Annotated in this window: 23 protein-coding genes and 1 other annotated feature; all 23 genes read left to right on the forward strand. The window is 34.3% G+C overall.

The window, feature by feature from the left end; translation table 11 throughout:
- The first annotated feature begins 310 nt into the window (after positions 1–310).
- The 23 genes from WKT09_RS07670 to pyrR all read left to right on the forward strand — a co-directional run bounded on the left by WKT09_RS07670 (position 311) and on the right by pyrR (position 24,011).
- Positions 311–2,254, forward strand: coding sequence for a stage V sporulation protein D (locus WKT09_RS07670; RefSeq protein ID WP_340415479.1), 1,944 nt, complete (start codon positions 311–313; stop codon positions 2,252–2,254).
- A 54-nt stretch (positions 2,255–2,308) separates the two neighbouring features.
- Positions 2,309–3,775: a UDP-N-acetylmuramoyl-L-alanyl-D-glutamate--2,6-diaminopimelate ligase gene (locus WKT09_RS07675; RefSeq protein ID WP_340415480.1), complete on the forward strand. Its 1,467-nt coding sequence runs from the start codon at positions 2,309–2,311 to the stop codon at positions 3,773–3,775.
- Between the two features lie 5 nt (positions 3,776–3,780).
- The gene (locus tag WKT09_RS07680) at positions 3,781–5,133 is read left to right on the forward strand and encodes a UDP-N-acetylmuramoyl-tripeptide--D-alanyl-D-alanine ligase (protein ID WP_340415481.1); all 1,353 of its coding nucleotides are present in this window, start codon (positions 3,781–3,783) and stop codon (positions 5,131–5,133) included.
- A gap of 37 nt (positions 5,134–5,170) precedes the next feature.
- A complete protein-coding gene (gene mraY / locus WKT09_RS07685) occupies positions 5,171–6,157 on the forward strand; it encodes a phospho-N-acetylmuramoyl-pentapeptide-transferase (protein ID WP_340415482.1) in 987 nt (328 codons plus the stop codon).
- Entirely contained in the window at positions 6,154–7,509 is a 1,356-nt protein-coding gene (gene murD, locus WKT09_RS07690; RefSeq protein WP_340415483.1) for a UDP-N-acetylmuramoyl-L-alanine--D-glutamate ligase, read from the forward strand. Before mraY ends, murD begins: the two co-directional genes overlap by 4 nt.
- Before the next feature lie 61 nt (positions 7,510–7,570).
- Positions 7,571–8,686: a putative lipid II flippase FtsW gene (gene ftsW / locus WKT09_RS07695; RefSeq protein ID WP_340415484.1), complete on the forward strand. Its 1,116-nt coding sequence runs from the start codon at positions 7,571–7,573 to the stop codon at positions 8,684–8,686.
- Between the two features lie 115 nt (positions 8,687–8,801).
- Positions 8,802–9,563 carry a cell division protein FtsQ/DivIB gene (locus tag WKT09_RS07700; protein WP_340415485.1) on the forward strand — a complete coding sequence of 254 codons (762 nt, stop codon included), beginning with the start codon at positions 8,802–8,804 and terminating at the stop codon, positions 9,561–9,563.
- A gap of 27 nt (positions 9,564–9,590) precedes the next feature.
- Positions 9,591–10,877, forward strand: coding sequence for a cell division protein FtsA (gene ftsA / locus WKT09_RS07705; protein WP_340415486.1), 1,287 nt, complete (start codon positions 9,591–9,593; stop codon positions 10,875–10,877).
- A 59-nt stretch (positions 10,878–10,936) separates the two neighbouring features.
- Positions 10,937–12,070: a cell division protein FtsZ gene (gene ftsZ / locus WKT09_RS07710; protein ID WP_340415487.1), complete on the forward strand. Its 1,134-nt coding sequence runs from the start codon at positions 10,937–10,939 to the stop codon at positions 12,068–12,070.
- Positions 12,071–12,217: 147 nt separating this feature from the next.
- Complete coding sequence (locus tag WKT09_RS07715) at positions 12,218–12,385, forward strand: hypothetical protein (RefSeq protein ID WP_340415488.1); 168 nt, start codon at positions 12,218–12,220, stop codon at positions 12,383–12,385.
- A 335-nt stretch (positions 12,386–12,720) separates the two neighbouring features.
- The gene (locus WKT09_RS07720; protein WP_340415489.1) at positions 12,721–13,629 is read left to right on the forward strand and encodes a sigma-E processing peptidase SpoIIGA; all 909 of its coding nucleotides are present in this window, start codon (positions 12,721–12,723) and stop codon (positions 13,627–13,629) included.
- A 23-nt stretch (positions 13,630–13,652) separates the two neighbouring features.
- Entirely contained in the window at positions 13,653–14,366 is a 714-nt protein-coding gene (gene sigE, locus WKT09_RS07725) for an RNA polymerase sporulation sigma factor SigE (RefSeq protein ID WP_340415490.1), read from the forward strand.
- Positions 14,367–14,458: 92 nt separating this feature from the next.
- Positions 14,459–15,241, forward strand: coding sequence for an RNA polymerase sporulation sigma factor SigG (gene sigG, locus WKT09_RS07730; protein WP_340415491.1), 783 nt, complete (start codon positions 14,459–14,461; stop codon positions 15,239–15,241).
- 100 nt (positions 15,242–15,341) lie between these two features.
- Complete coding sequence (locus WKT09_RS07735; protein WP_336265804.1) at positions 15,342–15,596, forward strand: YlmC/YmxH family sporulation protein; 255 nt, start codon at positions 15,342–15,344, stop codon at positions 15,594–15,596.
- A 66-nt stretch (positions 15,597–15,662) separates the two neighbouring features.
- Positions 15,663–16,334: a YggS family pyridoxal phosphate-dependent enzyme gene (locus WKT09_RS07740; protein ID WP_340415492.1), complete on the forward strand. Its 672-nt coding sequence runs from the start codon at positions 15,663–15,665 to the stop codon at positions 16,332–16,334.
- Between the two features lie 15 nt (positions 16,335–16,349).
- Positions 16,350–16,802 (forward strand): cell division protein SepF, encoded by a 453-nt coding sequence (locus WKT09_RS07745; RefSeq protein WP_336265802.1) that lies wholly within the window; start codon positions 16,350–16,352, stop codon positions 16,800–16,802.
- Between the two features lie 6 nt (positions 16,803–16,808).
- Entirely contained in the window at positions 16,809–17,072 is a 264-nt protein-coding gene (locus WKT09_RS07750) for a YggT family protein (protein WP_340415493.1), read from the forward strand.
- Between the two features lie 9 nt (positions 17,073–17,081).
- Positions 17,082–17,861 carry a YlmH family RNA-binding protein gene (locus tag WKT09_RS07755; protein WP_340415494.1) on the forward strand — a complete coding sequence of 260 codons (780 nt, stop codon included), beginning with the start codon at positions 17,082–17,084 and terminating at the stop codon, positions 17,859–17,861.
- 78 nt (positions 17,862–17,939) lie between these two features.
- Positions 17,940–18,434, forward strand: a complete 495-nt coding sequence (locus WKT09_RS07760) for a DivIVA domain-containing protein (protein WP_340415495.1) — start codon at positions 17,940–17,942, stop codon at positions 18,432–18,434.
- 73 nt (positions 18,435–18,507) lie between these two features.
- Positions 18,508–18,728, forward strand: a binding site (T-box leader).
- 66 nt (positions 18,729–18,794) lie between these two features.
- Positions 18,795–21,563: an isoleucine--tRNA ligase gene (ileS, locus tag WKT09_RS07765; RefSeq protein WP_340415496.1), complete on the forward strand. Its 2,769-nt coding sequence runs from the start codon at positions 18,795–18,797 to the stop codon at positions 21,561–21,563.
- 357 nt (positions 21,564–21,920) lie between these two features.
- Positions 21,921–22,388: a signal peptidase II gene (gene lspA / locus WKT09_RS07770; RefSeq protein ID WP_340415497.1), complete on the forward strand. Its 468-nt coding sequence runs from the start codon at positions 21,921–21,923 to the stop codon at positions 22,386–22,388.
- Positions 22,385–23,296 (forward strand): RluA family pseudouridine synthase, encoded by a 912-nt coding sequence (locus WKT09_RS07775; RefSeq protein ID WP_340415498.1) that lies wholly within the window; start codon positions 22,385–22,387, stop codon positions 23,294–23,296. The genes lspA and WKT09_RS07775 overlap by 4 nt, the downstream gene beginning before the upstream one ends.
- 172 nt (positions 23,297–23,468) lie before the next feature.
- Entirely contained in the window at positions 23,469–24,011 is a 543-nt protein-coding gene (gene pyrR, locus WKT09_RS07780) for a bifunctional pyr operon transcriptional regulator/uracil phosphoribosyltransferase PyrR (RefSeq protein WP_340415499.1), read from the forward strand.
- Positions 24,012–24,030 lie beyond the last annotated feature (19 nt).

The raw sequence follows: 24,030 nt of genomic DNA on the forward strand, positions 1-24,030 counted from the left end.
GATTGACAGAGATTTAATATTCCTTAACTTTTTGATATGATTAATTTCAGGCATTGCTAGCATCCTTTCTTCCTCCCACCATTAATTGATTCGACACCAATAACGGTAGGGTATTTTGAAGGGGCTGGCAAGCCTTTTTCTTTTCCGCAACCTTCTAACATTTTGGTTGCAATACTCTTAACTTTTATTTTGCACTAAACAACAAGTGCCCAATGTGTTTGTTTTTATATGTTTTCTAGGAGAGACTTCTATTCAATTATTCCCCTTCATATAGTAGATGTAAGTTTTATATCGATAGGAGGGACAGTAATTGAAGTTTATATCGACGTCCATAACTAAAAAACGCATCATTTTTATTGCGAGTAGTTTTACATTATTATTTATATTTATGATTGCTCGCTTATTATATGTTCAATTATTTATGAGCGATGAAATTAAAGAAAAAGCATTACAAACATGGTTGCGTGATATTCCTTATGCAGCGGAACGAGGGCTTATTTTAGACCGAAACGGGAAAGAAATTGTTCGAAATGTATATAGTCCAACATTATTATTAATTCCAGCGCAAATAAAAAACAAAGAGGAAGCGGCGAAAGAGATTGCATCGATTGTAAATATGTCCGAGGAAAAAGCGTATGAATATGTCACAAAACAAGCAATGAATGTGATCGTCCATCCTGAAGGAAGAAAACTATCTGAAGAACAAGTGACGGCGATTCAAGCATTAAGAATGGATGGAGTATACATTGCTAAAGATACGAAACGCCATTATCCATTCGGAAAACAACTAGCCCATATTACTGGTTTTGTTGGTATTGATAATGACGGATTAACTGGATTGGAATTACAATACGATGACAAATTACAAGGAAAAAATGGTGCATTATCTTATTTTTCTGATGCGAAGGGAAATCGGATTGCATATAAAAATGACTTTTACAATAAACCAATTAACGGACATCATCTTGTGACGACAATTGATATGCAAATTCAACAGATCGTAGAAAAAGAATTAGATAAAGCATCACTTTTATACAATCCGGACCAAATGATAGCGATTGTCGTAGATCCAAATAATGGGGAAGTGCTATCAATGGCCTCTAGGCCAGATTTTCATCCGAGTCATTTTCAACAAGTACCTCAAAGTGTATATAACCGTAACCTACCAATATGGAGTACATATGAACCTGGTTCCACGTTTAAAATTATAACTCTAGCAGCTGCTCTTGAGGAAGGGAAAATGGATTTGGAAAAAGATACCTTTTTTGATCGAGGAAGTATTAAGGTAGCAGGAGCCAATCTTAGATGTTGGAAAGCAGGAGGACATAAAGAACAATCGATGTTAGAAGTCGTTGAAAATTCATGTAACCCTGGATTCGTCCATATTGGACAATTGTTAGGAAAAGAAAAGTTATTTGACTATATTCGGGCATTTGGTTTTGGGGAGAAAACAGGGATCGATTTATCTGGCGAGGGGACAGGTATTTTATTTAAGGAAGAAAATGTTGGTCCAGTAGAACTTGCTACAACGTCTTTTGGACAAGGTGTTTCCGTAACGCCGATCCAACAAGTGATGGCAGTATCTGCGGCGGTTAATGGTGGGGTTTTATATGAACCGTATTTTGCCAAACAATGGATCGATCCTGAAACGAAAGAAGTTATTGCCACACACAAACCCGTAAAAAAACGTCGTGTTCTTTCTGAAGATACATCCAAACATGTTCGGGAAGCATTAGAAAGTGTAGTTGCTAATGGAACGGGTCGACCAGCATATGTAGAAGGATATCGTGTTGGTGGTAAAACAGGAACCGCACAAAAGGTTGGAAAAGATGGAGCATATATGAAAGATAATTATATTTTATCTTTTATTGGTTTTGCACCAGCTGATGAACCGGAAGTAGTTGTTTATGTTGCCGTTGATAATCCTAAAAACACGGTACAATTTGGTGGAGTAGTTACAGCACCTATTGTTGGAAATATTATAGAAGAAAGTTTGAGTTTACGTAATATCGAAAAAAGAAAAGGGGCATTACCGAAAGAATACACATGGCCAGATGTACCGAAAGTGGAGGTGCCAAATCTAATCGGGGAGAAAAAATCAGATATATTAAAAAGACAAGAAGATTTTAAAATTGATCTTCACGGGAATGGTACGTACATTATTGATCAATCACCAGATCCTGGAGTAAAGGTAGAAAGTGGAAGTACACTAAAAGTTTATCTTTCTCGTTCTTATGATCGTGAAAACAACTAAATTCTGCTATAATATAAAGTTATACATGTAAATTTTTATAAAGTAGGGATGAACGTGAAATTACAAGAATTATTATCTATTTTACCAGTTTATCAAGTAGATCAATCTATCGAAAAAATAGAAGTGACAGGACTGGAAAGTGACCACCGTTTATTAAAAGAAGGGAATATATTTGTTTGTATAAAAGGTTTTACCGTTGATGGTCATAAGTTTGCAGAAGAAGCGGTTGAAAAAGGTGCAAAAGTAATAATTGCCCAACAACCATTACATATTACTGGGGCAATCGTTGTCCTTGTGCCAGATACGAGTCGAGCATTAGCATTATTGGCATCCAAATATTATGATTTTGCATCGACAAAGTTCCCATTAATTGGGATAACGGGAACGAATGGAAAAACGACAACGACTTATATTATCGAAAAAATATATGAAGCATATGAAAAAAAGATTGGATTAATTGGTACAATCCAAATGAAAATTGGGGAACAAACTTTTCCAATTAAAAATACAACACCAGATGCATTGACCTTACAAAAAACATTCCATCAAATGGAGAAAGCGAATGTTGCTGCAGCAGTTATGGAAGTATCTTCTCATGCACTTGATTTAGGAAGAGTGTATGGAGCGGACTTTGATGTCGCGTTATTTACAAATTTATCTCAAGACCATTTAGACTATCATAAAGATATGGATGATTATTTACGGGCTAAGACATTATTATTCACAGGCCTTGGAAATGGGTATGGAAATCATGCCAAAATTGCTATTTTAAATGCAGATGATGAGGCGAGTAAAACGATTGCCAAAAGTACCGCACAACCATTAATGACATATGGAATTGAAAATGATGCAGATGTTATGGCGACGAATATTACGTATGAATTAACGAAAACAACGTTTGAATTAACCACACCAATCGGGAATGTAACGGTAGAAAGTCGTCTTATTGGTGCGTTTAATGTGTATAATATTTTAGGAGCAGTAGCTGTTGCAATATCACAACATATCCCACTAGATGTTATTAAAGAAGCATTACAATCTATCCGTGGAGTGGATGGACGTTTTGAACCAGTCATTGCGGGTCAAGATTTTGGAGTGATTGTAGATTATGCGCACACGGATGATTCGTTACGAAATGTTTTAGACACTATTAATGCATTTAAGCAACGAAAAGTATATGTTGTTGTCGGCTGTGGGGGAGACCGAGATAAAACAAAACGGCCATTAATGGCACAAGTTGCTGTACAACATAGTGATGTAGCGATCTTAACATCCGATAATCCGAGAACGGAAGATCCTAATGCTATTTTAGCTGATATGACGAAGGGGCTTCATGCAAGCAATTATGAAGTAATAGTGAATCGTAAAGAAGCGATTGAAAGAGCTATACAATTAGCGGAAAAAGATGATATTATTTTGATCGCTGGAAAAGGACATGAAACATATCAGGAAATTCATGGCATTCGACATGATTTTGATGATCGTGTCATTGCTAAAAATGCAATTGAACAGAGAGGTTAATGTGTATGTTTACATTGGAACAGTTAAAAAGTCTATTCCCTCGTATTGAAGGGAATTTTTCCGGAGAAGCAGAAATAAATGAAGTATATACAGATAGCCGAATGAAAGTTGAAAAAGGGTTATTTGTTCCAATAATAGGAGAGCATTTTGATGCCCATACGTTTATAGAAGATGCAGTGGAACATGGAGCAATTGCTACTTTGTGGGACGAATCTATTCCTGTGCCAACTCATTTAACCGATTCGATGGTGTTTTTTATCGTAAACGATACAATTGAAGGGTTACAAAAACTAGCGACAGCGTATCGGAAGAAAGTAAACCCAATCGTTGTTGGTGTGACTGGGTCTAACGGAAAAACTTCGACAAAAGATTTATTAAAGACAGTGTTACAACAAAAGTATCGTACATATGGCACAGTAGGAAATTTTAATAACCATATCGGTCTACCGTTGACGATTTTACAAATGGAGCAAGAGACAGAAATGTTAATTCTTGAAATGGGGATGAGTGATTTCAAGGAAATTGAAACATTGTCTAAGATCGGCTTACCAGATTATGCAATTATTACAAATATTGGTGAATCTCATATTGAACATCTCGGTTCAAGAGAAGGTATTGCAAAGGCTAAATTAGAAATAAAAGCAGGTTTGAAAGAGGGAGGCTTGCTTATTATAGACGGTGATGAAGTGCTCATGGAAAACGAGCATGAACAGGAATATGTTCTGACATGTGGATTTACACAAACAAACGAGTATATCGTGACAAATGTTGTTATTACGGAAGAGGAAACAAAGTTTGCTGTAAACGATGTTCCTTTTACGATTCCTTTAGTAGGTAAACACCATGCACAAAATGCTAGCTTTGTTTTTGCGTTAGCGAAACATTTACACATGAATGATGAACAGATTCAAGCTGGCTTTAGCGCATTACAATATAGTAATATGCGATTTGAACGGTTGATTGGTAGAAATGGGGTTACGTTAATCAATGATGCATACAATGCTTCACCGACATCGATGAAAGCAGCGATTGAAGTAATGAAGCAATTGAAAGATAACAAAAGGAAAATCATTGTATTAGGTGATATTTTAGAGTTAGGACCATATACAGAGGAATTACATCGATCGATTGCAGAAGTAATTGATGAGCAAATTGATCATACTTTATTATTTGGAGAAAGTATGCGATATTTATATGATGTGTTACAACAAAAAGACAATGTGAACCATGTTGATTACTTTGAGGCAAAAGATGCGATAATAAAAAAATTAGAAACATATACATTAAGCGATACGACAATTTTATTTAAGGCATCGCGTGGGATGGCGTTTGAAGAAATCGTTGAGGCATTAAAATAGAATGTTGGACGGTTTTATATAAGGAGGAAAAGAAAGTATGAGTATTTATGTAGTGGTAATGGCGATAGCAATAAGCTTTCTAATTACCGTCCTATTAAGCCCAATTTTTATACCGTTTTTAAGAAGGTTAAAATTTGGCCAAAGCATTCGAGAGGAAGGACCACAATCGCATATGAAAAAGTCAGGAACACCGACAATGGGTGGCCTAATGATTATTGCGAGTGTTGTCATTACCTTTTTACTCGTATCATTTTTATTTACGGAGCAGACAGTAAACTACCAATTTTGGTTGTTATTATTTGTTATTATTGGATATGGACTTATTGGTTTCTTAGATGACTTTATTATCGTTGTTCGTAAAAATAATCAAGGTCTTACATCCAAACAAAAATTATTAGGTCAAATTGTTATTGCAGTCGTTTTTTATATTACCTTAAGAATGAATGATTATCCGACGACAATTGCAATTCCTGGAACGGATGTTGAATGGGAATTAGGATTTTTCTATGCTATTTTAATTGTATTTATGTTAGTAGGTTCATCCAATGCAGTAAACTTAACGGATGGACTAGACGGGCTTTTAGCAGGAACGGCTTCTGTTGCTTTTGGTGCTTTTGCAATTATTACAACTTATCATGGTGAAGAAACACAATTCATTACTATTTTCGCTTTAACAATCGTTGGGGCATTATTAGGTTTCTTAGTTTTTAATGCACATCCAGCAAAAGTTTTTATGGGAGATACAGGATCCCTTGCATTAGGCGGGGCTATTGCAGGGATTGCAATTTTAGCAAAGTTAGAAATTATTTTAGTCATTATCGGTGGTGTATTCGTTATAGAAACATTATCTGTTATTCTACAAGTTATTTCGTTTAAAACGACCGGAAAACGAATTTTTAAAATGAGCCCAATCCATCACCATTTTGAGTTGATTGGCTGGTCTGAATGGAGAGTCGTCACGACGTTCTGGGCAGTAGGAATTGTATTTGCAAGTATTGCCATTTTTATTGAGGTGGTTTTATGAGTCGAACATTAACCCCGTTTCCATATGAAAGAGTGCTCGTCTTAGGGTTAGCTAAAAGCGGTACAGCAACTGCGAATCTATTGTTAAAAAATGGCGTCCATACGATTGTAAATGATTTTAAAACAGAAGAAACAGAGTCGGTCGTTGTAGAACTACGGGCGAAGGGGGCTGAAGTAATTGTCGGTTCTCATCCATTATCTGTTTTAGACAATATTGATTTAATTGTAAAAAATCCAGGTATTCCGTATGAAAATATTTTAATTAAAGAAGCAATAAAACGAGAAATTCCAATTATTACAGAAGTAGAGCTAGCAGGTCGACTAGCTGCACCGAATCCGATGATTGGTGTAACAGGTTCAAATGGAAAAACGACTACGACAACGTTAATTGATGCGATGTTAACAGCGAGCAATAAAAAAGTAAAGTTAGCCGGTAATATTGGTTTCGTTGCTTCGGAAATGGCTGAAACATTAGATGAGGATGAAACTTTATTATTAGAATTATCATCGTTTCAATTAATGGGAATCGATACATTTAGGCCGCATATCGCTGTAATGTTAAACTTATTTGAAGCGCATTTGGATTATCATGGTGATGTGTTATCTTATGAACGTGCGAAGTTTAATATGGTTAAAAATCAGACGGAAAATGATTATTTTATTTATAATGCAGATGATGCACGTATTGTATCATATGTAAAGAATATGAAAGCAATTTGTATTCCTTTTTCAGTTAATGAAATAGATGAGCGTGGAGCATACGTGAAAGACGATGCACTTTATTTTAAACAAGAAAAAATCATCGATATAGAAGATGTTGTATTAGTTGGATCCCACAATATTTCAAATATTTTAGCTGCAATAGTAGCTAGTAAATTAAGTGGTGCAACGAATGAAGGTATCGTGAAAACATTGACCACATTCTCTGGGGTAGAACATCGATTACAATTTGTTGGAAACATACAAAACAGGCTATTTTACAATGATTCAAAGGCAACGAATAAACTAGCAACGGAAATGGCATTACAATCATTTCAACGTCCGACTATTTTATTAGCTGGTGGGTTAGATCGTGGGGATGACTATGATGATCTAATTCCTTATTTATCCAATGTAAAAGGGGTCGTTTTATTCGGAGAAACAAAATTGAAATTAAAAGAAATGGCCGAAAAAGCAAATATTGAACACATTGCGATGGTTGAAAATGTAAAAGAAGCTGTACCAGTAGCATTTTCGATGTCCAATGAAAAAGACGTTATTTTATTATCACCAGCTTGTGCTAGTTGGGATCAATATAAAACGTTTGAAGAAAGAGGGAATATGTTCGTCCAAGCTGTGCATACATTAGCATAGGAGGATGAATCAACTTTCCCCTTGCATCCTCCTATCTAATTGTTTAGAAGGAGGATTTTTTATGCGTCAATTTCCGCTTTTTCAAAGACAATATTCCCATTATATGCATATTTTATGTTTAACATTATTATTAGTGACAATTGGAATATGCATGGTGTATAGTGCCTCATATGTTTGGGCGAATTATATGTATGGGGACCCTTTTTATTTTGTCAAACGACAAATGTTTTTTTTAATGCTCGGTTTCATAGGGATGTTGTTTGTATCCAAAATACATTATCAATATTGGCGTCAACATGTGTACGTTCTTTTTATTGTGTCCTTTATTCTTCTACTTATTGTACTCGTGCCAGGTATTGGAATGGTACGTGGTGGAGCAAGAAGTTGGATAGGTGTCGGAATATTTAGTATTCAACCAGCCGAATTTATAAAGCTAGCATTAATTTTATTTCTCGCTCATTATTATGCGATTCGGAAAAAACAACGCCATTTATCTTTCAAACATTTTTTACAACCACTTATTATTGTTCTGCTTATTTTTGTTATTATTATGTTACAGCCAGACTTTGGTACTGGTTTAGTTATTGTATTAACATCATTATGTGTGATGTTTATTACAGGATTAAGACTCACTTATTATGTAATATTTTCCATTTTTGGTATGGTAGGATTAACAGGATTGATTATATCTGCACCATATAGACTCAAAAGGATTACATCATTTCTAAATCCATGGGAAGATCCACTCGGTGATGGTTTCCAAATTATTCAATCTTTATATGCAATTGGACCCGGACAACTCGTTGGTGTAGGATATTTAAAGAGTGTTCAAAAATATTTTTATTTACCAGAACCACAAACGGATTTTATCTTTGCTATCATCGCTGAAGAGTTCGGTTTGATTGGTGCGACGGTTGTTATTATCATATTTTTCTTATTGTTTCGTGAAGGGATGATTGTCGCATTAAAGACGCGTGATGACTTTGCTCGTTACGTTGTTTTCGGGATTATGGCAATGATTGCGATTCAGGTTATGATCAACATTTGTGTCGTCATTGGTTTACTTCCAGTAACAGGTATTACATTGCCTTTTTTAAGTTATGGGGGTTCTTCCTTAATGATGACATTAATCTCTATTGGAATTGTGTTAAATATAAGTTATAATATTTCATACTAATTTAATACATATTTAATGAATGTAGTATATGTTTGTCATTAAAATATGTTATAATTTTATAATATAAGTAAATATTTGTATGTATGGATGAATTTAAGGTAAAGGAAGTAAATAAATGGAAGATAAAACAGAAGAGAAAAAGATAATTTCCATAGAAGATAGAATACCAAAATTAAAAGAAGAACGAAAGAAAAAAGCGAATCGTCGTTTGATTTTTTATTTAACTATCTTTTTCATTTTAATCGCTTGTGTTGTTTATTTACAGTCACCTTATAGTAATGTAACGGAAATCACTGTTACTGGAAATGATGTCGTCCCAACTGATGAAATAAAAGAATTAAGTGGGATCGATGATGAGACGAATATTTGGATGTTACAAAAACGTCAAGCAAAAAAGCATATTGAAGGACATCCATTAATTGAATCTATGACAATAAAGCGTAGTTTACCACAAACAGTTAAAATAACTGTGACAGAATTTAATATTATAGGGTATACAGAAGAAAAAGGGAAATATTATCCTGTTTTAGTTGATGGTTCTGTGATAAAGGATTATCCGATGCCGTATCGAGGTGATCGTCCTTTTATTTTAAATTTTGATGAACAAGCATACATGGAAATGATTGCAACACAATTAAATGAGTTACCTGAGCATGTTTTACGGTTAATTTCCGAAGTATCTTGGGAACCAACGAAAAACAATAAAAATAAAATCTTGTTATATATGAATGACGGATTTATCGTAGATGCAACATTACGTGATTTCTCAGATAAGATGAAAAATTATCCGTCGATAATTGCACAATTAGATCCGAAAGAAAAAGGGATCGTGCATATGGGTGTTGGAATATATTTCGAAAAAATAAAGAAGAAATAATTGGTTGACTTTGGAGGTGCCTTGTAAATGAGTAATGGAGAAATTTTAGTAAGTTTAGATATTGGAACATCAGAAATAAAAGTCATTATTGGAGAAGTATTAAATGGCTCCATTAATATTATCGGAGTAGGTACAGCTAAATCAGAAGGTATGAGAAAAGGTGCAATCGTCGACATTGATAAAACTGTACAATCAATCAAAAATGCGATTGGCCAAGCAGAACATATGGTAGATATGAAAATTGAACAAGTCATTGTTTCTGTCAATGGAAACCATGTACAATTACATCCTTGCCACGGTATAGTAGCTGTTCAAAGTGAAGACCGTGAAATTACAAATGAAGATGTAGAAAGAGTATTAGATGGTGCACAAGTAATGTCCTTGCCACCTGAACGAGAGATCATCGACATCATTCCGAAGCAATTTATTGTAGATGGATTAGATGAAATTACTGACCCAAGAGGGATGATTGGTGTTCGTTTAGAGATGGAAGGAACAATTATCACTTGTTCTAAAACGGTTTTACATAATGTTTTACGCTGTGTAGAGCGTGCTGGATTACATATTGCTGATATATGTTTACAACCAATCGCTGCCGGTTCTGTTGCACTATCAGGTGATGAGAAAAATTTAGGCGTCGCTTTAATTGATATAGGTGGTGGCTGTACAACTGTTTCGATTTTTGAAAATGACCATTTAAAAGCTACTTCTATTATTCCTCTAGGAGGAAATAATATTACGAAAGATATTTCGATTGGATTACGTACAACGACGGATGAAGCGGAAGAAATTAAACTAACATATGGTCATGCATATTATGCTACAGCTTCAGAGGAAGAAACTTTTCAAGCGACAATTATCGGAAGTGATCAAAAAGAAACATATAATCAATTATTCATTTCTGATATGATAGAAGCAAGATTAGAAGAAATTTTTGAATTAGTGAATCAAGAAATTAGTAGATTAGGTTTTTATGATATCCGAGGTGGGTATGTATTAACTGGAGGAACGATGAAGATGCAGGGCGCATTAGAGCTTGCACAGGAAGTATTTAATGCCAATGCTCGTATTGCGATTCCTAATTATATCGGTGTTCGTGAACCACAATTTACCGTAGGAGTTGGAACATTACAATTTTCATATTATAATGCGAAAATTCAAGGGAAAAATTTATCATCTGGTTTAACGGTAGATGCACCGACACAACAATCGGCTCCAAAGCCAAAACGAAAAGTACAACAGAAGAATGAACCGAAAAGTGATGAACCGAAAGAATCAAAAGTGGCTAATTTCTTTAAATCATTCTTTGAATAATAGGTGAAACTGTAAATAGCGTATTTAATACAGGTGAATTCACAATAGGAGGACGAAACATGTTAGAATTTGATACGAATATGGACCAACTAGCGACAATTAAAGTAATCGGAGTCGGGGGCGGTGGAAACAACGCTGTTAACCGAATGATTGATCATGGAGTAGAAGGGGTAGAATTTATCGCTGTAAATACGGATTCACAAGCGTTAAATTTATCTAAAGCTGAAATTAAATTGCAAATTGGCGATAAATTAACTAGAGGTTTAGGAGCAGGAGCGAATCCAGAAATTGGAAAGAAAGCTGCTGAAGAAAGCCGCGAACAAATCGAAGAAGTTTTACAAGGTGCAGATATGGTTTTCGTAACTGCAGGTAAAGGTGGGGGAACTGGAACAGGTGCAGCGCCAGTTATTGCACAAATCGCAAAAGATTTAGGAGCATTAACCGTAGGGGTTGTAACTCGTCCATTCTCGTTTGAGGGAATTCGCCGTAGAAAACAAGCAAATGCTGGAATTGAATCATTAAAAAATAGCGTAGATACTTTAATCGTTATTCCAAATGACCGTTTATTAGAAATTGTTGATAAGAACACACCGATGTTAGAAGCGTTTAGGGAAGCAGATAACGTTTTACGTCAAGGTGTCCAAGGTATTTCCGATTTAATCGCAAAACCAGGGTTAATTAACGTTGACTTTGCGGACGTAAAAACGATTATGTATGATAAAGGTTCAGCATTGATGGGAATCGGTGTTGCAACAGGTGAAAATCGTGCTGTAGAAGCGGCGAAGAAAGCTATTTCCTCTCCACTATTAGAGACTTCTATTGACGGTGCACAAGGAATTTTAATGAATATTTCAGGTGGACCATCATTAAGTTTATTTGAAGTGCAAGAGGCTGCTGATTTAGTAACATATGCTGCTGATGAAGAAGTGAATGTTATCTTTGGTAACGTTATTAATGAAAATTTAAAAGAAGAAGTGGTTGTAACTGTAATTGCTACTGGTTTTGATGAGTCGAAGCTTGAGCCAAAGCAAGGTGGACAAAGACAGGTTCCTCAACAAAAACAGCCAGCTCAGCCAGTTCAAGAGATGGAAAAGCAACAACGTCCACAAGAGAAACAGGTGGAAGATTCATTCCATCATGATGAAGACACATTAGATATTCCGACGTTTTTAAGAAATCGAAATAAACGTTAAGCTGTTCACAAACACTTTTCAAAGTATATTACTTTGAAAAGTGTTTTTTTATACATTTGAAAATCCCTGGCTCTGCCGGGGGTTTTCAGTTCTTAGTGTGGTATTAAAAATGCCTCCTATCTTGATAAGATAAATGGAAACAAGAAGTTGCAAGAATACATACCAAAGTTGCAAGAATGCAACGCGAAGTTGCAAGAATGCATGCCAAAGTTGCAAGAATGCATGCCAAAGTTGCAAGAATCCAACGCTAAGTTGCAAGAATCCAATGCAAAGTTGCAAGAACCAAACCTGAAACCCACAAGAACGCAATTATAAAGTCCAATTACCTTCCCCACAAAATGGAAAAGGGCAAAAAACGCTTTGTTTTCAATTATATTAACTGAGCAAATGTTCATTCTTCTCCTCCACAGAATCGTATATTAGCGTTAAAAATTTAACCACTCACATATTTTCTATCATCTTATTAATTTTTTCTTCTATATGAGGATGTTTTTTAAAAAAAGTATGCATATATTCTGTCTTTTTTTTTCGATAAATAGTCGTACATTTTGTCGTAAAAATGACTTGAACATAGGTGAAATTATGACAATTTCTGAATCATTTTTGTTTTATAATACATGCTACAACATCATTACAAAAAGGGGGATGTCATGGAAGTTATTTATATCGATGTACTGTTACTGTTGAACCTTTGTTTTAATGGTGTGTTACTTTATGTCACAGGGAAATTAGCAAAACAAAAAATAATAATAAAAAAGTGGCTATTGGCGACAGGTATTGCAACATGTTATTTCATGTTTGATTTTTTCATAGTTTCATCTATTTCTTCATTATTACTTAATATCGTAATTGCCTTCGTAATCAATTATATAATGTTTGGAAAAATATATTTATGGAAACATGTTGGCTTATTTTATTTTTTAACTTTCATTTTAGGTGGAATGATGTTAGCAATCCATCAGTTTATTCCACAGTCTGAGAAACTCCAAAGATACTTTTTATTCGTTCAAAATATTTCAGGATCGACGACAAGTGTCACCGTTTTAACCATTGGACTGATTATTTTTATTTTATTCGTTCGTTGGCAAATGCATGCACATATTCGAACAACTTTTTTTCAAACATTTATGTATGATATTGCAATTCAAATGATTGGTAGTACAAATACAACTAGAGGGTTTTTAGATAGCGGTAATCAATTATTAGATCCATTAACAAATAAACCAGTCATTATTGTGGAAGAAGCATTTTTGCAATCTTATTTTCATCCTGAAGAATGGGATTTATTTAAACAGGCATGTATGGTCCATGATTTAACCTTATTACCGAAAGATATTCGAAAAGATGTACAAATTGTTCCATTTCAAGGTGTACAAGGTGTACAAGATATGTTGTATACGATACAACCGAAAAATATAACCATTTATAATAAACGCAAAAAATATGAGACGGATCACGTATTAATTGGGGTGCAATTTGGAACATTATCAAATGAACATGGGTATCAATGTTTATTACATCCAGATTTATTGCATATTCACGTAGTACAAGCAGCTTAAATTGTAGAGGAGGAAAATATTTAATGTGGAAATTTAAATTGCGAGTTTGGATGAATCGGTTATTACGTCTTTTCCGATTAAAAAAAGATGAAATTTATTATATTGGTAGTAAAACAGCACTTCCTTCACCATTAGAAAAAATGGAAGAAAAAAGATTACTGGAACGTTTACAAGAAGATGATCAAGTTGCTAGAGCAACATTAATAGAACATAATTTAAGATTGGTTGTTTATATTGCCCGAAAATTTGAAAATACGAATGTGCATATGGAAGATTTAATAAGTATCGGTTCGATTGGTTTGATTAAAGCAGTAAATACTTTTGATCCAACGAAAAAAATAAAACTAGCGACATATGCTTCCAGATGTATTGAAAATGAAATATTAATGTTTTTACGAAAAAATAACCGCATTAAAACAGAAGTATCTTTCGATGAACCACTAAATACAGATTGGGATGGGAATGAACTATTATTGTCTGATATTTTAGGAACGGAAGAAGATATTATTACAAAAGATTTAGAGCTAAAAGTAGATAAGCAATTATTGGAAAATGCATTAAAAACATTGAATGATCGTGAAAAGCAAATTATGGAATTACGTTTTGGCCTAATTGGAAAAGAAGAAAAAACACAAAAAGATGTGGCGGACATGTTAGGTATTTCCCAGTCCTATATATCACGACTAGAGAAGAAAATTATAAGACGATTACAAAAGGAAATTGAAAAAATGGTATAAACTGGTATACGACCGTTGTAAAAATTTTGCATATTCCCCTCTCGTTCAGGAAACACTTACGTTGAGTATGATTGTCGAGAGGGGTAGAAAGTATGATGAAGCATAAAGTAGAAATTTGTGGTGTCGATACATCCAAACTCCCAGTATTAAAAAACGAGGAAATGAAAAAGTTATTTCAGCAAATTGAACGAGGTGAAGACGTACTAGAAGCACGTGAAACATTAGTAAATGGTAATTTACGACTCGTATTAAGTATTATTAAACGTTTTACATATCGTGGTGAAAATGCGGACGATTTATTTCAAGTAGGTTGTATTGGGTTAATGAAATCGATTGACAATTTTGATTTAAAACATAATGTTCGTTTTTCAACGTATGCTGTACCGATGATCATTGGAGAGATTAAACGATATTTACGTGATAATTATGCTATACGTGTATCAAGATCGTTACGTGATACTGCATATAAAGCTCTACAAATAAGAGAACAACTAATGAATAAACATGAAAAAGAACCAAGTCCATATGAAATAGCGAAAGAAATGGGCGTACCATGTGAAGATGTTATATTTGCAATCGATGCTGTACAAGAACCCGTATCATTATTTGAGCCAATTTATAATGAAGGTGGAGATCCTATATTGATGATGGATCAAATTAGTGATGATAAAATTAACGATGAAGAATGGGATGATCATCTTTCAATTAAAGAAGGGATGCACCGATTAACAGATCGAGAAAAGATGATTATTGAAGAACGGTTTTTCCGCGGAAAAACACAAATGGAAGTGGCGGAAGAAATCGGTATTTCCCAAGCACAAATATCACGACTTGAAAAAACAGCAATTAAGCAAATTCGAAGCGATATGTTTTAATATTGTCCATTACATACAAAGTTGTTTTCAATCATACAAATAAGACAAGAACTTTTTATCTAAAAGTTTTTGTCTTTTTTATATTCTAGGAGGGATTACTTTGTTATTATCAGAAATTCAGATGAAAGAAGTTGTCGTTTTGGAAAGTGGAAAACGATTAGGATATATTCAAGATATTGAAATCGCGGAAAATAGTGGTGCCATTCAATCATTTATTATTTCTGACCGTCAATTAAGAGGTGCATTTTTTCAAAAACAAGAAGAAAGAAAAGTTATGTGGGATCAAATTGTAACGATCGGTGCGGATATCATTTTAGTAAAAGAAGAAAAAAAGGAGAAAGAAAATAGTGATTAAATGAACTATTTTTAAAATATGATAAAATAAAAGCAATATCACTATTAAATAGGAGAGTATGAATCAATGGATGTTGCAAACAATGTGAAACAAATAGAAGAGGAAATTGTACGTGTATGTGAGAAAGTACAGCGGAATCGTAATGAAATTACCGTAATTGGAGTAACAAAATATGTTACAATAGAACGAACAGAACAATTACTTGCAACAGGCTATAAAGATGTTGGCGAAAATCGTGCTGAAGAAATGTTGCATAAATATGGCGCTATTGGTGAACGAGCAAAGTGGCATTTTATCGGTACATTACAGTCGAGAAAAGTAAAAGATATTGTCGATAAAGTAACAGCAATTCATTCACTAGATCGATTATCTGTTGCGAAACAAATTAATAGTCGTTCCAATAATCCGATTGATTGTTTCGTACAGGTAAATGTGAGTGGGGAGGAATCTAAACACGGTTTAGAACCCGAAGATGTTATTCCATTTATAGAATCATTACAGCAATTTGAAAAAGTACATGTTGTTGGTTTAATGACGATGGCGCCACATATTCAAGATAAGGAAGAAATTAGACAAGTATTCCGTCGTTTACGTCAGTTGCGTGATGAAGTGAGTGAAAAGAAATATATTAATGCTCCATGTACACAATTATCGATGGGAATGAGTAATGATTTTCAAATTGCAATTGAAGAGGGTGCAACACATATTCGATTAGGAACGAGTTTAGTCGGTTCATAAAGCGAGGTGGTAAAAATGAGTTTTAAAGAAAAATTAAAAAATTTCTTTAATACAGAGGATGAATACGAGTATATTGAAGAATATGAAGAAGAAACAACGCCGGTAAAGCAAGAACAAAAAATGGCAACACCAAAGCAAAGGACGACAGATAGTAATGTTGTTAATTTATCTGCTATTCATCAAGCGAATTCAAAAGTAATGTTATGTGAACCGAAAACATATAACGAAGTACAAGAAATTGCCGATCATTTATTAAACAAACGCTCTGTCGTTATTAATTTACAACGAGTAGATCAAAGACAGGCGAAGCGAATTGTCGACTTTTTAAGTGGAACTGTATATGCTATAAAAGGAGATATTCAAAAGCTAGGTGTCGCAACATTTTTATGTACACCTGATAATGTGGAGGTAACAGGTGTGATCACAAATTTAGAATATATGGAAGACGAATTTGAAAAGGAATGGTAATAGTCAATGATGCAATTAGCGTATTATATCAGTATAGGGTTTACAGTTTATACGTATGTTCTCATTATTTACATTTTAATGTCTTGGTTTCCAGGGGCAAGAGATACGGCATTTGGTGAGTTTGTAGGGAGAGTTTGTGAACCATACTTAGAACAGTTTAGAAAATTTATTCCACCATTAGGGATGATCGATATTTCTCCAATTGTTGCAATTATAACTTTAAGATTAGCGGAAAAGGGTATTATTGAAATACTCCGAATGTTTGTATAGGATAATCTAATGTCAATTTACCAGCATTTCCGAAAACATGAACACCAATTTGTGGACCAAGTATTATCTTGGAAAGAGCAAGTGGAACGTACGTATACTTCGTACATAACAGATTTCCTGGACCCACGGGAACGAAAAATAATTGAAAGTTTAATTGGCTCCTCTAATGAAGATGTTCAATACGCATTTTTTGGTGGAGCGGATCATACGGAGCGACAACGAGCAATTATCGCACCATTTTATGAAACCATTGAGGAAGATCATTTTAAACTCGTTTTACTAGAAGCGAGTTTTCCAAAGAAATTTGTTACGATTCAACATCGTGATATATTAGGAACATTTATTTCGGAAGGATTAGACCGAAAGAAAATCGGAGATATTTTTGTTCGTGATGATGCGTTTCAAATTGTCACGACGGAAGAACTAGCATCCTTTATTATGCTAAATATCGATAAAATAAAAAACGCTTCGGTACAATTAAAGGAAGTACCTAGGAATACCATATTTCCAAGTGATGATGAATGGATGGAACAGACGTCTACCGTATCTTCTCTAAGATTAGATGTTTTAATAAAAGAAATGTACAATATGTCACGAAAAGACGCCTCTTTACTCATTCAAGGAGAACGGGTGAAAGTAAATTTCACTGTAGTGAATGATCCGGCATTTATAGTAGAGGTAGATGATTTACTATCTGTTCGTGGTCATGGTCGAGGCAAAATTATTTCCATCGATGGGGTAACACGGAAAGAAAAGGTTCGAATAACGACAGCAAAATTAAAAATGTAAGAAAAATGCTTTATTATATTGAAAAATAGATTATAATAGACAAATAAGATGATTGTTGAAATTTCAGGAGGTGTATGATTGGTGTTAACGCCGTTAGATATTCATAACAAAGAATTTTCCAAAGGTTTCATGGGATTTAATGAAGATGATGTAAATGAATTTTTAGATCAAATAATAAAAGATTATGAAATGACGATACGTGAAAAAAATGAATTACAAGAAAGAGTAACTGAGTTAGAAGATAAAGTTGCCCATTTCAAGAGCATTGAAGAAACATTAAACCAATCAATTGTTATTGCGCAAGAAACTGCAGAAGAGTTAAAAGATAACGCAAGAAAAGAAAGTAAATTAATTATTAAAGAGGCAGAAAAAAATGCAGATCGTATTTTGAACGAGGCATTAAGTGAGTCACGTCAAATTGCGATGGAAACAAATGAATTAAAAAAGCATGCAAAAGTGTTCCGTACGCGTTTAAAAATGCTAATTGAAGCGCAATTAGAAATGGTTAACAATAGCGATTGGGAAGAGTTTTTAAAACTTGCTGAAGAAGATACAGAGATACCTGTAAAGTAATTCATTATAGAAATAGTTTTTATTGTATAAAAATTTAAAAAATATGCTATAATGATGTCAATTGAACAAAATAATAAATACATTGATAGAAAAAGTATAGAAGATAAAAACTGCTCCAAGCGAGTTAGGGATGGTGGAAGCCTAATGCAGTTTCTTTTATAACATCATTCTTGAGTAGCCGTTTGAAATAATAGTAGGATTGGCCGGGTAATTCACGTTATGAATTGTTCAAGTGAATGTGTGAGAAAAGGACACATTTATAAGGGTGGTACCGCGAGATTCCTCGTCCCTTTAGGGATTCGAGGTTTTTTTGTTTTTTATAAGTAAATAATTTGTTTATATAGGAGGATTTATATACAAATGGAATATAAAGAAACATTACTAATGCCGAAAACAAAATTTCCGATGCGTGGAAATTTACCGAACAAAGAACCAGTCCGTCGAGAAGGATGGGAAGAAAATAACGTATATGAACAATCATTAGAAAGAACGAAAGGTAGACCATTATTCGTTTTACATGATGGACCACCATATGCGAATGGGGATCTTCATATTGGACATGCGTTAAATAAAATATTAAAAGACTTTATTACTCGTTATAAATCGATGAATGGATTTCATGCTCCATACATTCCTGGCTGGGATACGCATGGATTACCAATTGAAACTGCTTTAACGAAACAGAAGAAAATTGATCGTAAAAAAATGTCGATTGCCGAATTTCGTCAAATGTGTGCAGATTATGCGATGAAGCAAATTAACAATCAACGTAACCAGTTTAAACAATTAGGGGTTCGTGGTGATTGGGATAATCCATATATTACGCTAACAAAAGATTACGAAGCAGCACAAATTAAAGTGTTCGGTGAAATGGCGAAAAAGGGGTATATTTACAAAGGATTAAAGCCTGTATATTGGTCGCCATCCTCTGAATCAGCTTTAGCAGAAGCGGAGATTGAATATCAAGATAAACGTTCTCCTTCTATTTACGTTAGCTATAAGGTAAAAGATGGTAAAGGTGTATTAGAAGAAGGTACGAACATTATTATTTGGACGACGACTCCTTGGACTATTCCGGCGAGCTTAGGAATTAGCTTACATCCTCATTTAGAGTATGTTGTCGTCGAAGCGGATGGGGAAAAATATGTTGTTGCCCATGATTTACTAGATCCACTTGAAGAAGAGTTAAAATGGGAACATGTTAAAGTGGAAAAAACATTTATGGGACGTCAAGCAGACCGTGTCGTCGCACAACATCCATTCTATGACCGTGATGTACTCGTTATGTTAGGAACTCATGTAACGACAGAAGCAGGGACTGGTTGTGTTCATACGGCTCCTGGCCACGGGGAAGATGACTTCTACGTAGCAAAGGAATACGGTATTGATGCATTATGTCCTGTCGATGAATTAGGATATTTTACGGATGAAGCACCTGGTTTTGAAGGGTTATTTTATGATGATGGAAACAAAGTTGTTACTGAAAAATTAGAAGAAGTTGGCGCACTGTTATTAATGAAATTCATTACCCACTCATACCCACATGACTGGCGTACGAAAAAGCCGACAATTTTCCGTGCTACTTCACAATGGTTTGCATCGATTAAAGATTTCCGTCATAATATTTTAGATGAAATTAAAGAAGTAGAATGGTTGCCACATTGGGGCGAAACGCGTCTTTATAATATGGTTCGTGACCGTGAAGATTGGTGTATTTCACGTCAACGTACATGGGGAGTTCCAATTCCAGTATTTTACGGAGAAGATGGAGAACCGGTCATCACGGATGAGACAATTACACATGTATCAAACTTATTTGCAGAACATGGTTCAAATATTTGGTTTGAATGGGATGCAAAAGATTTATTACCTGAAGGATTCACATCTGAACATAGTCCGAATGGTGAGTTTACGAAAGAAACAGACATTATGGACGTTTGGTTTGATTCAGGTTCATCTCATGAAGCGGTATTATTACATCGTGAAGACCATGTCCGACCGGCAGATATTTATTTAGAAGGTAGTGACCAATATCGTGGTTGGTTTAACTCTTCTTTATCAACTGCAGTAGCAATTACAGGTAAAGCTCCATATAAAAATGTGATAAGCCATGGTTTCGTTTTAGATGGTGATGGCCGTAAAATGAGTAAATCATTAGGAAATGTTATTTTACCTGGAAATGTTCAAAAACAACTAGGGGCAGATATTTTACGTTTATGGGTATCATCTGTTGACTATCAAGCAGATGTCCGTATTTCTCAAGATATTTTAAAACAAGTATCTGAAAACTATCGTAAAATTAGAAATACATTCCGTTTCATGTTAGCGAATTTAGCAGACTTTGATCCGAAACAACATACAGTTGCCGAAAAGGATTTAGAAGAAGTCGATCGTTACATGTTATATCGTTTACAACAATTAGTGAAAAATGTAAAAGAAAGTTATGATACATATGATTTTCAAAATGTATCACAAGCGATTCATAATTATATTACGATTGACTTAAGTGCATTTTATTTAGACTTTGCAAAGGATATTTTATATATTGAAGCTGCAGACCACCCACGTCGTCGTAGTATCCAAACGGTTTATTATGAAACATTAGTTTCCATTGTACAATTACTGACACCTATTATTCCACATACGACAGAAGAAGTATGGGAACATATTCATGGAGTGGAGGCAGAATATGTTCAATTAACAGATATGCCAGAAGCACGTGAAGTAGTAGGATTTAAAGAAGAAGATGCTGTGAAATGGGATCACTTCCTAAAAATTCGTACAGATGTATTAAAGGCATTAGAAGAAGCACGTAATGAGAAAGTGATTGGTAAACCATTAGAAGCAAAAATTACGATTGCTGGAAAAGATGAACAAACGAAAGCTGTTTTAGCATCTATTCCTCATATCCATCAGTTATTAATTGTATCTGAAGCGGCAATTGGAGAAAAGCATGAAAATGCGAAAGAATACCAGTATGTGTACGTATATGTGGAGAAACATGACGGCGAAAAATGTGATCGATGCTGGATGCATGCTCATACTGTAGGACAAAACGAAAAACACCCTACATTATGTGACCGTTGTGCAGAAGTAGTGGAGGAACATTATAGCCATTTAGTACAGTAATAATACAATATGAACATAGCAGGTGACTAAAAAATGTTACCTGCTATTTTTGGCTCTTTGTCAAATAGTGATGACGGCCTCAACGACATATGGAAGCTATAATTTGTTTTGAAATAGATTGTAAAAAAGTGCGAAATACTATAATAGAAAAATGTCCTCATCTATTTCGTGTACCTCTCCAATCAAATAGAAGGAATCAAACATACAACTACACACCAACTTAAATTGATTTACAATGCATTACATGATAAAAATATATATTTCACTAAGTGAATGACATACTATTTTTAACGAACCATGTTATACTTTAAGATGTATCAAAACGATTGTATATGTTTACATAGCAGGAGGAAAAAAATGACCCGTTATTATATCGTAGCATTATTTATGATCCTTATAGACCAGTGGACGAAATGGCTCATCGTAGAAAAAATGGATTTGCATGAAAGTATCCCAGTAATCGATGAACTATTTTATATAACATCTCATCGTAATGAAGGTGCCGCATGGGGCATATTACAAGGACAAATGATTTTCTTTTATATTATTACAATTGTCGTTATTGTCGGCATCATTTATTATATGCAAAAATATGCACGAGAAAGTGCTTTGCTAGCAATTTCATTAAGTGTTATTTTAGGAGGAGCGATCGGTAACTTCATCGACCGATTGTTTAGAAAAGAAGTAGTAGATTTTTTAGACGTGATGATATTTTCTTATGATTTTCCAATATTTAATGTAGCGGATAGTTGTTTAACAGTCGGTGTCATATTATTTTTCATTGCAACATTTTTGGATGAAAAAAAGAAAGGAAAAAAAGCATGACAAAGCAAATTATGGTTGAACCCGAAGAAGTAAATCAGCGAATGGATAAACTACTCGTAACGAAAACAGATTATTCTAGACAACAAATCCAATCATATATTAAAAATGGTTCCATTTTAGTAAATGGAGAAGTAGTTAAACCAAACTATAAATGTAAAGAAGCAGATACTATTACATTACATATTCAAGAAGAGGCAGTAGAAGAAAAACCTATTGAAGCAGAAAATATCCCACTTGATATTGTATATGAAGATAATGCATTACTCGTCGTGAATAAACCACGAGGGATGCTCGTACATCCGACCCATCATGTTCGTACTGGTACATTAGTAAATGCAGTAAAATATCACTGTAAAACATTATCAGATGTTGGTGGGGAAGAACGTGAAGGAATTGTACATCGTTTAGACCAAGATACAAGTGGTGTAATTATTATTGCAAAAAACAATGATGTACATGCCCATTTAAAAGAACAATTTCAAGCTCGTACAGTTACTCGTATTTACGAAGCAATTGTTTATGGGGTGGTGCCACATGATCAAGGGATCGTTCGGGCACCGATTGGAAGAAATCCAAAAAATCGGTTAGAAATGGCAGTTGTAGAAGGTGGAAAAGAATCGGAAACAAAATTCCGTGTGTTAGAAAGATTTCAGCAATATACGCATGTAGAATGTGAACTTATTACAGGTCGAACACACCAAATAAGAGTGCATATGAAATATATGAATCATCCGATTATCGGAGATGAGGTATATACAAAAAAGAAATCTCCTTATATTAAAGGACAAGCATTATTTGCGAAGAAAGTAAGTTTTGTACATCCTGTATTAAAGGAACAAATAACAGTAGAAGTCGAACAACCGTCATATTTTAAAAGCGTCATTGAAAAGTTACAAAACATTACTTGACTTTTAAGATGGATTTTGAAATAATAAAGACAACTTAAATAAGAAATCCTTTAAAAATAGTCCTGTGAGGCTAAAAAGGGATATACGGAATGTTTAGGGATACGTATGTCCAAAACCTTTTACCTCACATATAGGTAAAAGGTTTTTTTATAATGTTTAGGGGGATTTAGAAGTGAAGAAGAAAACGGTCGTTCTAGATCAAGCAGCAATTAACCGCGCATTAACGAGAATTGCACATGAAATTTTAGAACATAACAAAGGTGGAGAAAACCTCGTACTAGTTGGAATCAAAACTAGAGGTGTACCAATCGCAAAACGTTTGAAAGAAAAAATTGCTCAAATTGAACAAATTACAGTGCCGATTGGGGAGCTAGATATTACATTATATAGAGATGACTTGCAAGAAAAATCTACCGCTCCAACCTTAATTGCAACAAATATCGATGTAGATATTCAAGATAAAACGATCGTTTTAGTTGATGATGTATTATACACTGGTAGAACGGTAAGGGCAGCGATGGATGCTGTCATGGATATCGGTCGTCCGTCCCAAATTCAATTAGCTGTTTTAATTGATCGAGGACATCGTGAATTACCGATTCGAGCAGATTATGTTGGAAAAAATATTCCTACATCAAAGGAAGAAGTAATCTCTGTAGGAATTACAGAACTTGATGAGATGGATGAAGTCAGTATTTTAGAAAAACAATTATAAATGTACCTTTAATTAAATC

It is taken from the genome of Pseudogracilibacillus sp. ICA-222130 (assembly GCF_037892545.1).
Classification (GTDB): domain Bacteria; phylum Bacillota; class Bacilli; order Bacillales; family Amphibacillaceae; genus Pseudogracilibacillus.

Coding starts and splice junctions, on each gene's coding strand:
- WKT09_RS07680 (WP_340415481.1), top strand. CDS start 3,781: ATGTTTACATTGGAACAGTTAAAAAGTCTATTCCCTCGTATTGAAGGG.
- lspA (WP_340415497.1), top strand. CDS start 21,921: ATGACCCGTTATTATATCGTAGCATTATTTATGATCCTTATAGACCAG.
- ileS (WP_340415496.1), top strand. CDS start 18,795: ATGGAATATAAAGAAACATTACTAATGCCGAAAACAAAATTTCCGATG.
- WKT09_RS07745 (WP_336265802.1), top strand. CDS start 16,350: ATGAGTTTTAAAGAAAAATTAAAAAATTTCTTTAATACAGAGGATGAA.
- ftsZ (WP_340415487.1), top strand. CDS start 10,937: ATGTTAGAATTTGATACGAATATGGACCAACTAGCGACAATTAAAGTA.
- sigG (WP_340415491.1), top strand. CDS start 14,459: ATGATGAAGCATAAAGTAGAAATTTGTGGTGTCGATACATCCAAACTC.
- WKT09_RS07720 (WP_340415489.1), top strand. CDS start 12,721: ATGGAAGTTATTTATATCGATGTACTGTTACTGTTGAACCTTTGTTTT.
- WKT09_RS07750 (WP_340415493.1), top strand. CDS start 16,809: ATGATGCAATTAGCGTATTATATCAGTATAGGGTTTACAGTTTATACG.
- ftsW (WP_340415484.1), top strand. CDS start 7,571: ATGCGTCAATTTCCGCTTTTTCAAAGACAATATTCCCATTATATGCAT.
- ftsA (WP_340415486.1), top strand. CDS start 9,591: ATGAGTAATGGAGAAATTTTAGTAAGTTTAGATATTGGAACATCAGAA.
- murD (WP_340415483.1), top strand. CDS start 6,154: ATGAGTCGAACATTAACCCCGTTTCCATATGAAAGAGTGCTCGTCTTA.
- WKT09_RS07700 (WP_340415485.1), top strand. CDS start 8,802: ATGGAAGATAAAACAGAAGAGAAAAAGATAATTTCCATAGAAGATAGA.
- mraY (WP_340415482.1), top strand. CDS start 5,171: ATGAGTATTTATGTAGTGGTAATGGCGATAGCAATAAGCTTTCTAATT.
- WKT09_RS07740 (WP_340415492.1), top strand. CDS start 15,663: ATGGATGTTGCAAACAATGTGAAACAAATAGAAGAGGAAATTGTACGT.
- WKT09_RS07775 (WP_340415498.1), top strand. CDS start 22,385: ATGACAAAGCAAATTATGGTTGAACCCGAAGAAGTAAATCAGCGAATG.
- WKT09_RS07755 (WP_340415494.1), top strand. CDS start 17,082: ATGTCAATTTACCAGCATTTCCGAAAACATGAACACCAATTTGTGGAC.
- sigE (WP_340415490.1), top strand. CDS start 13,653: ATGTGGAAATTTAAATTGCGAGTTTGGATGAATCGGTTATTACGTCTT.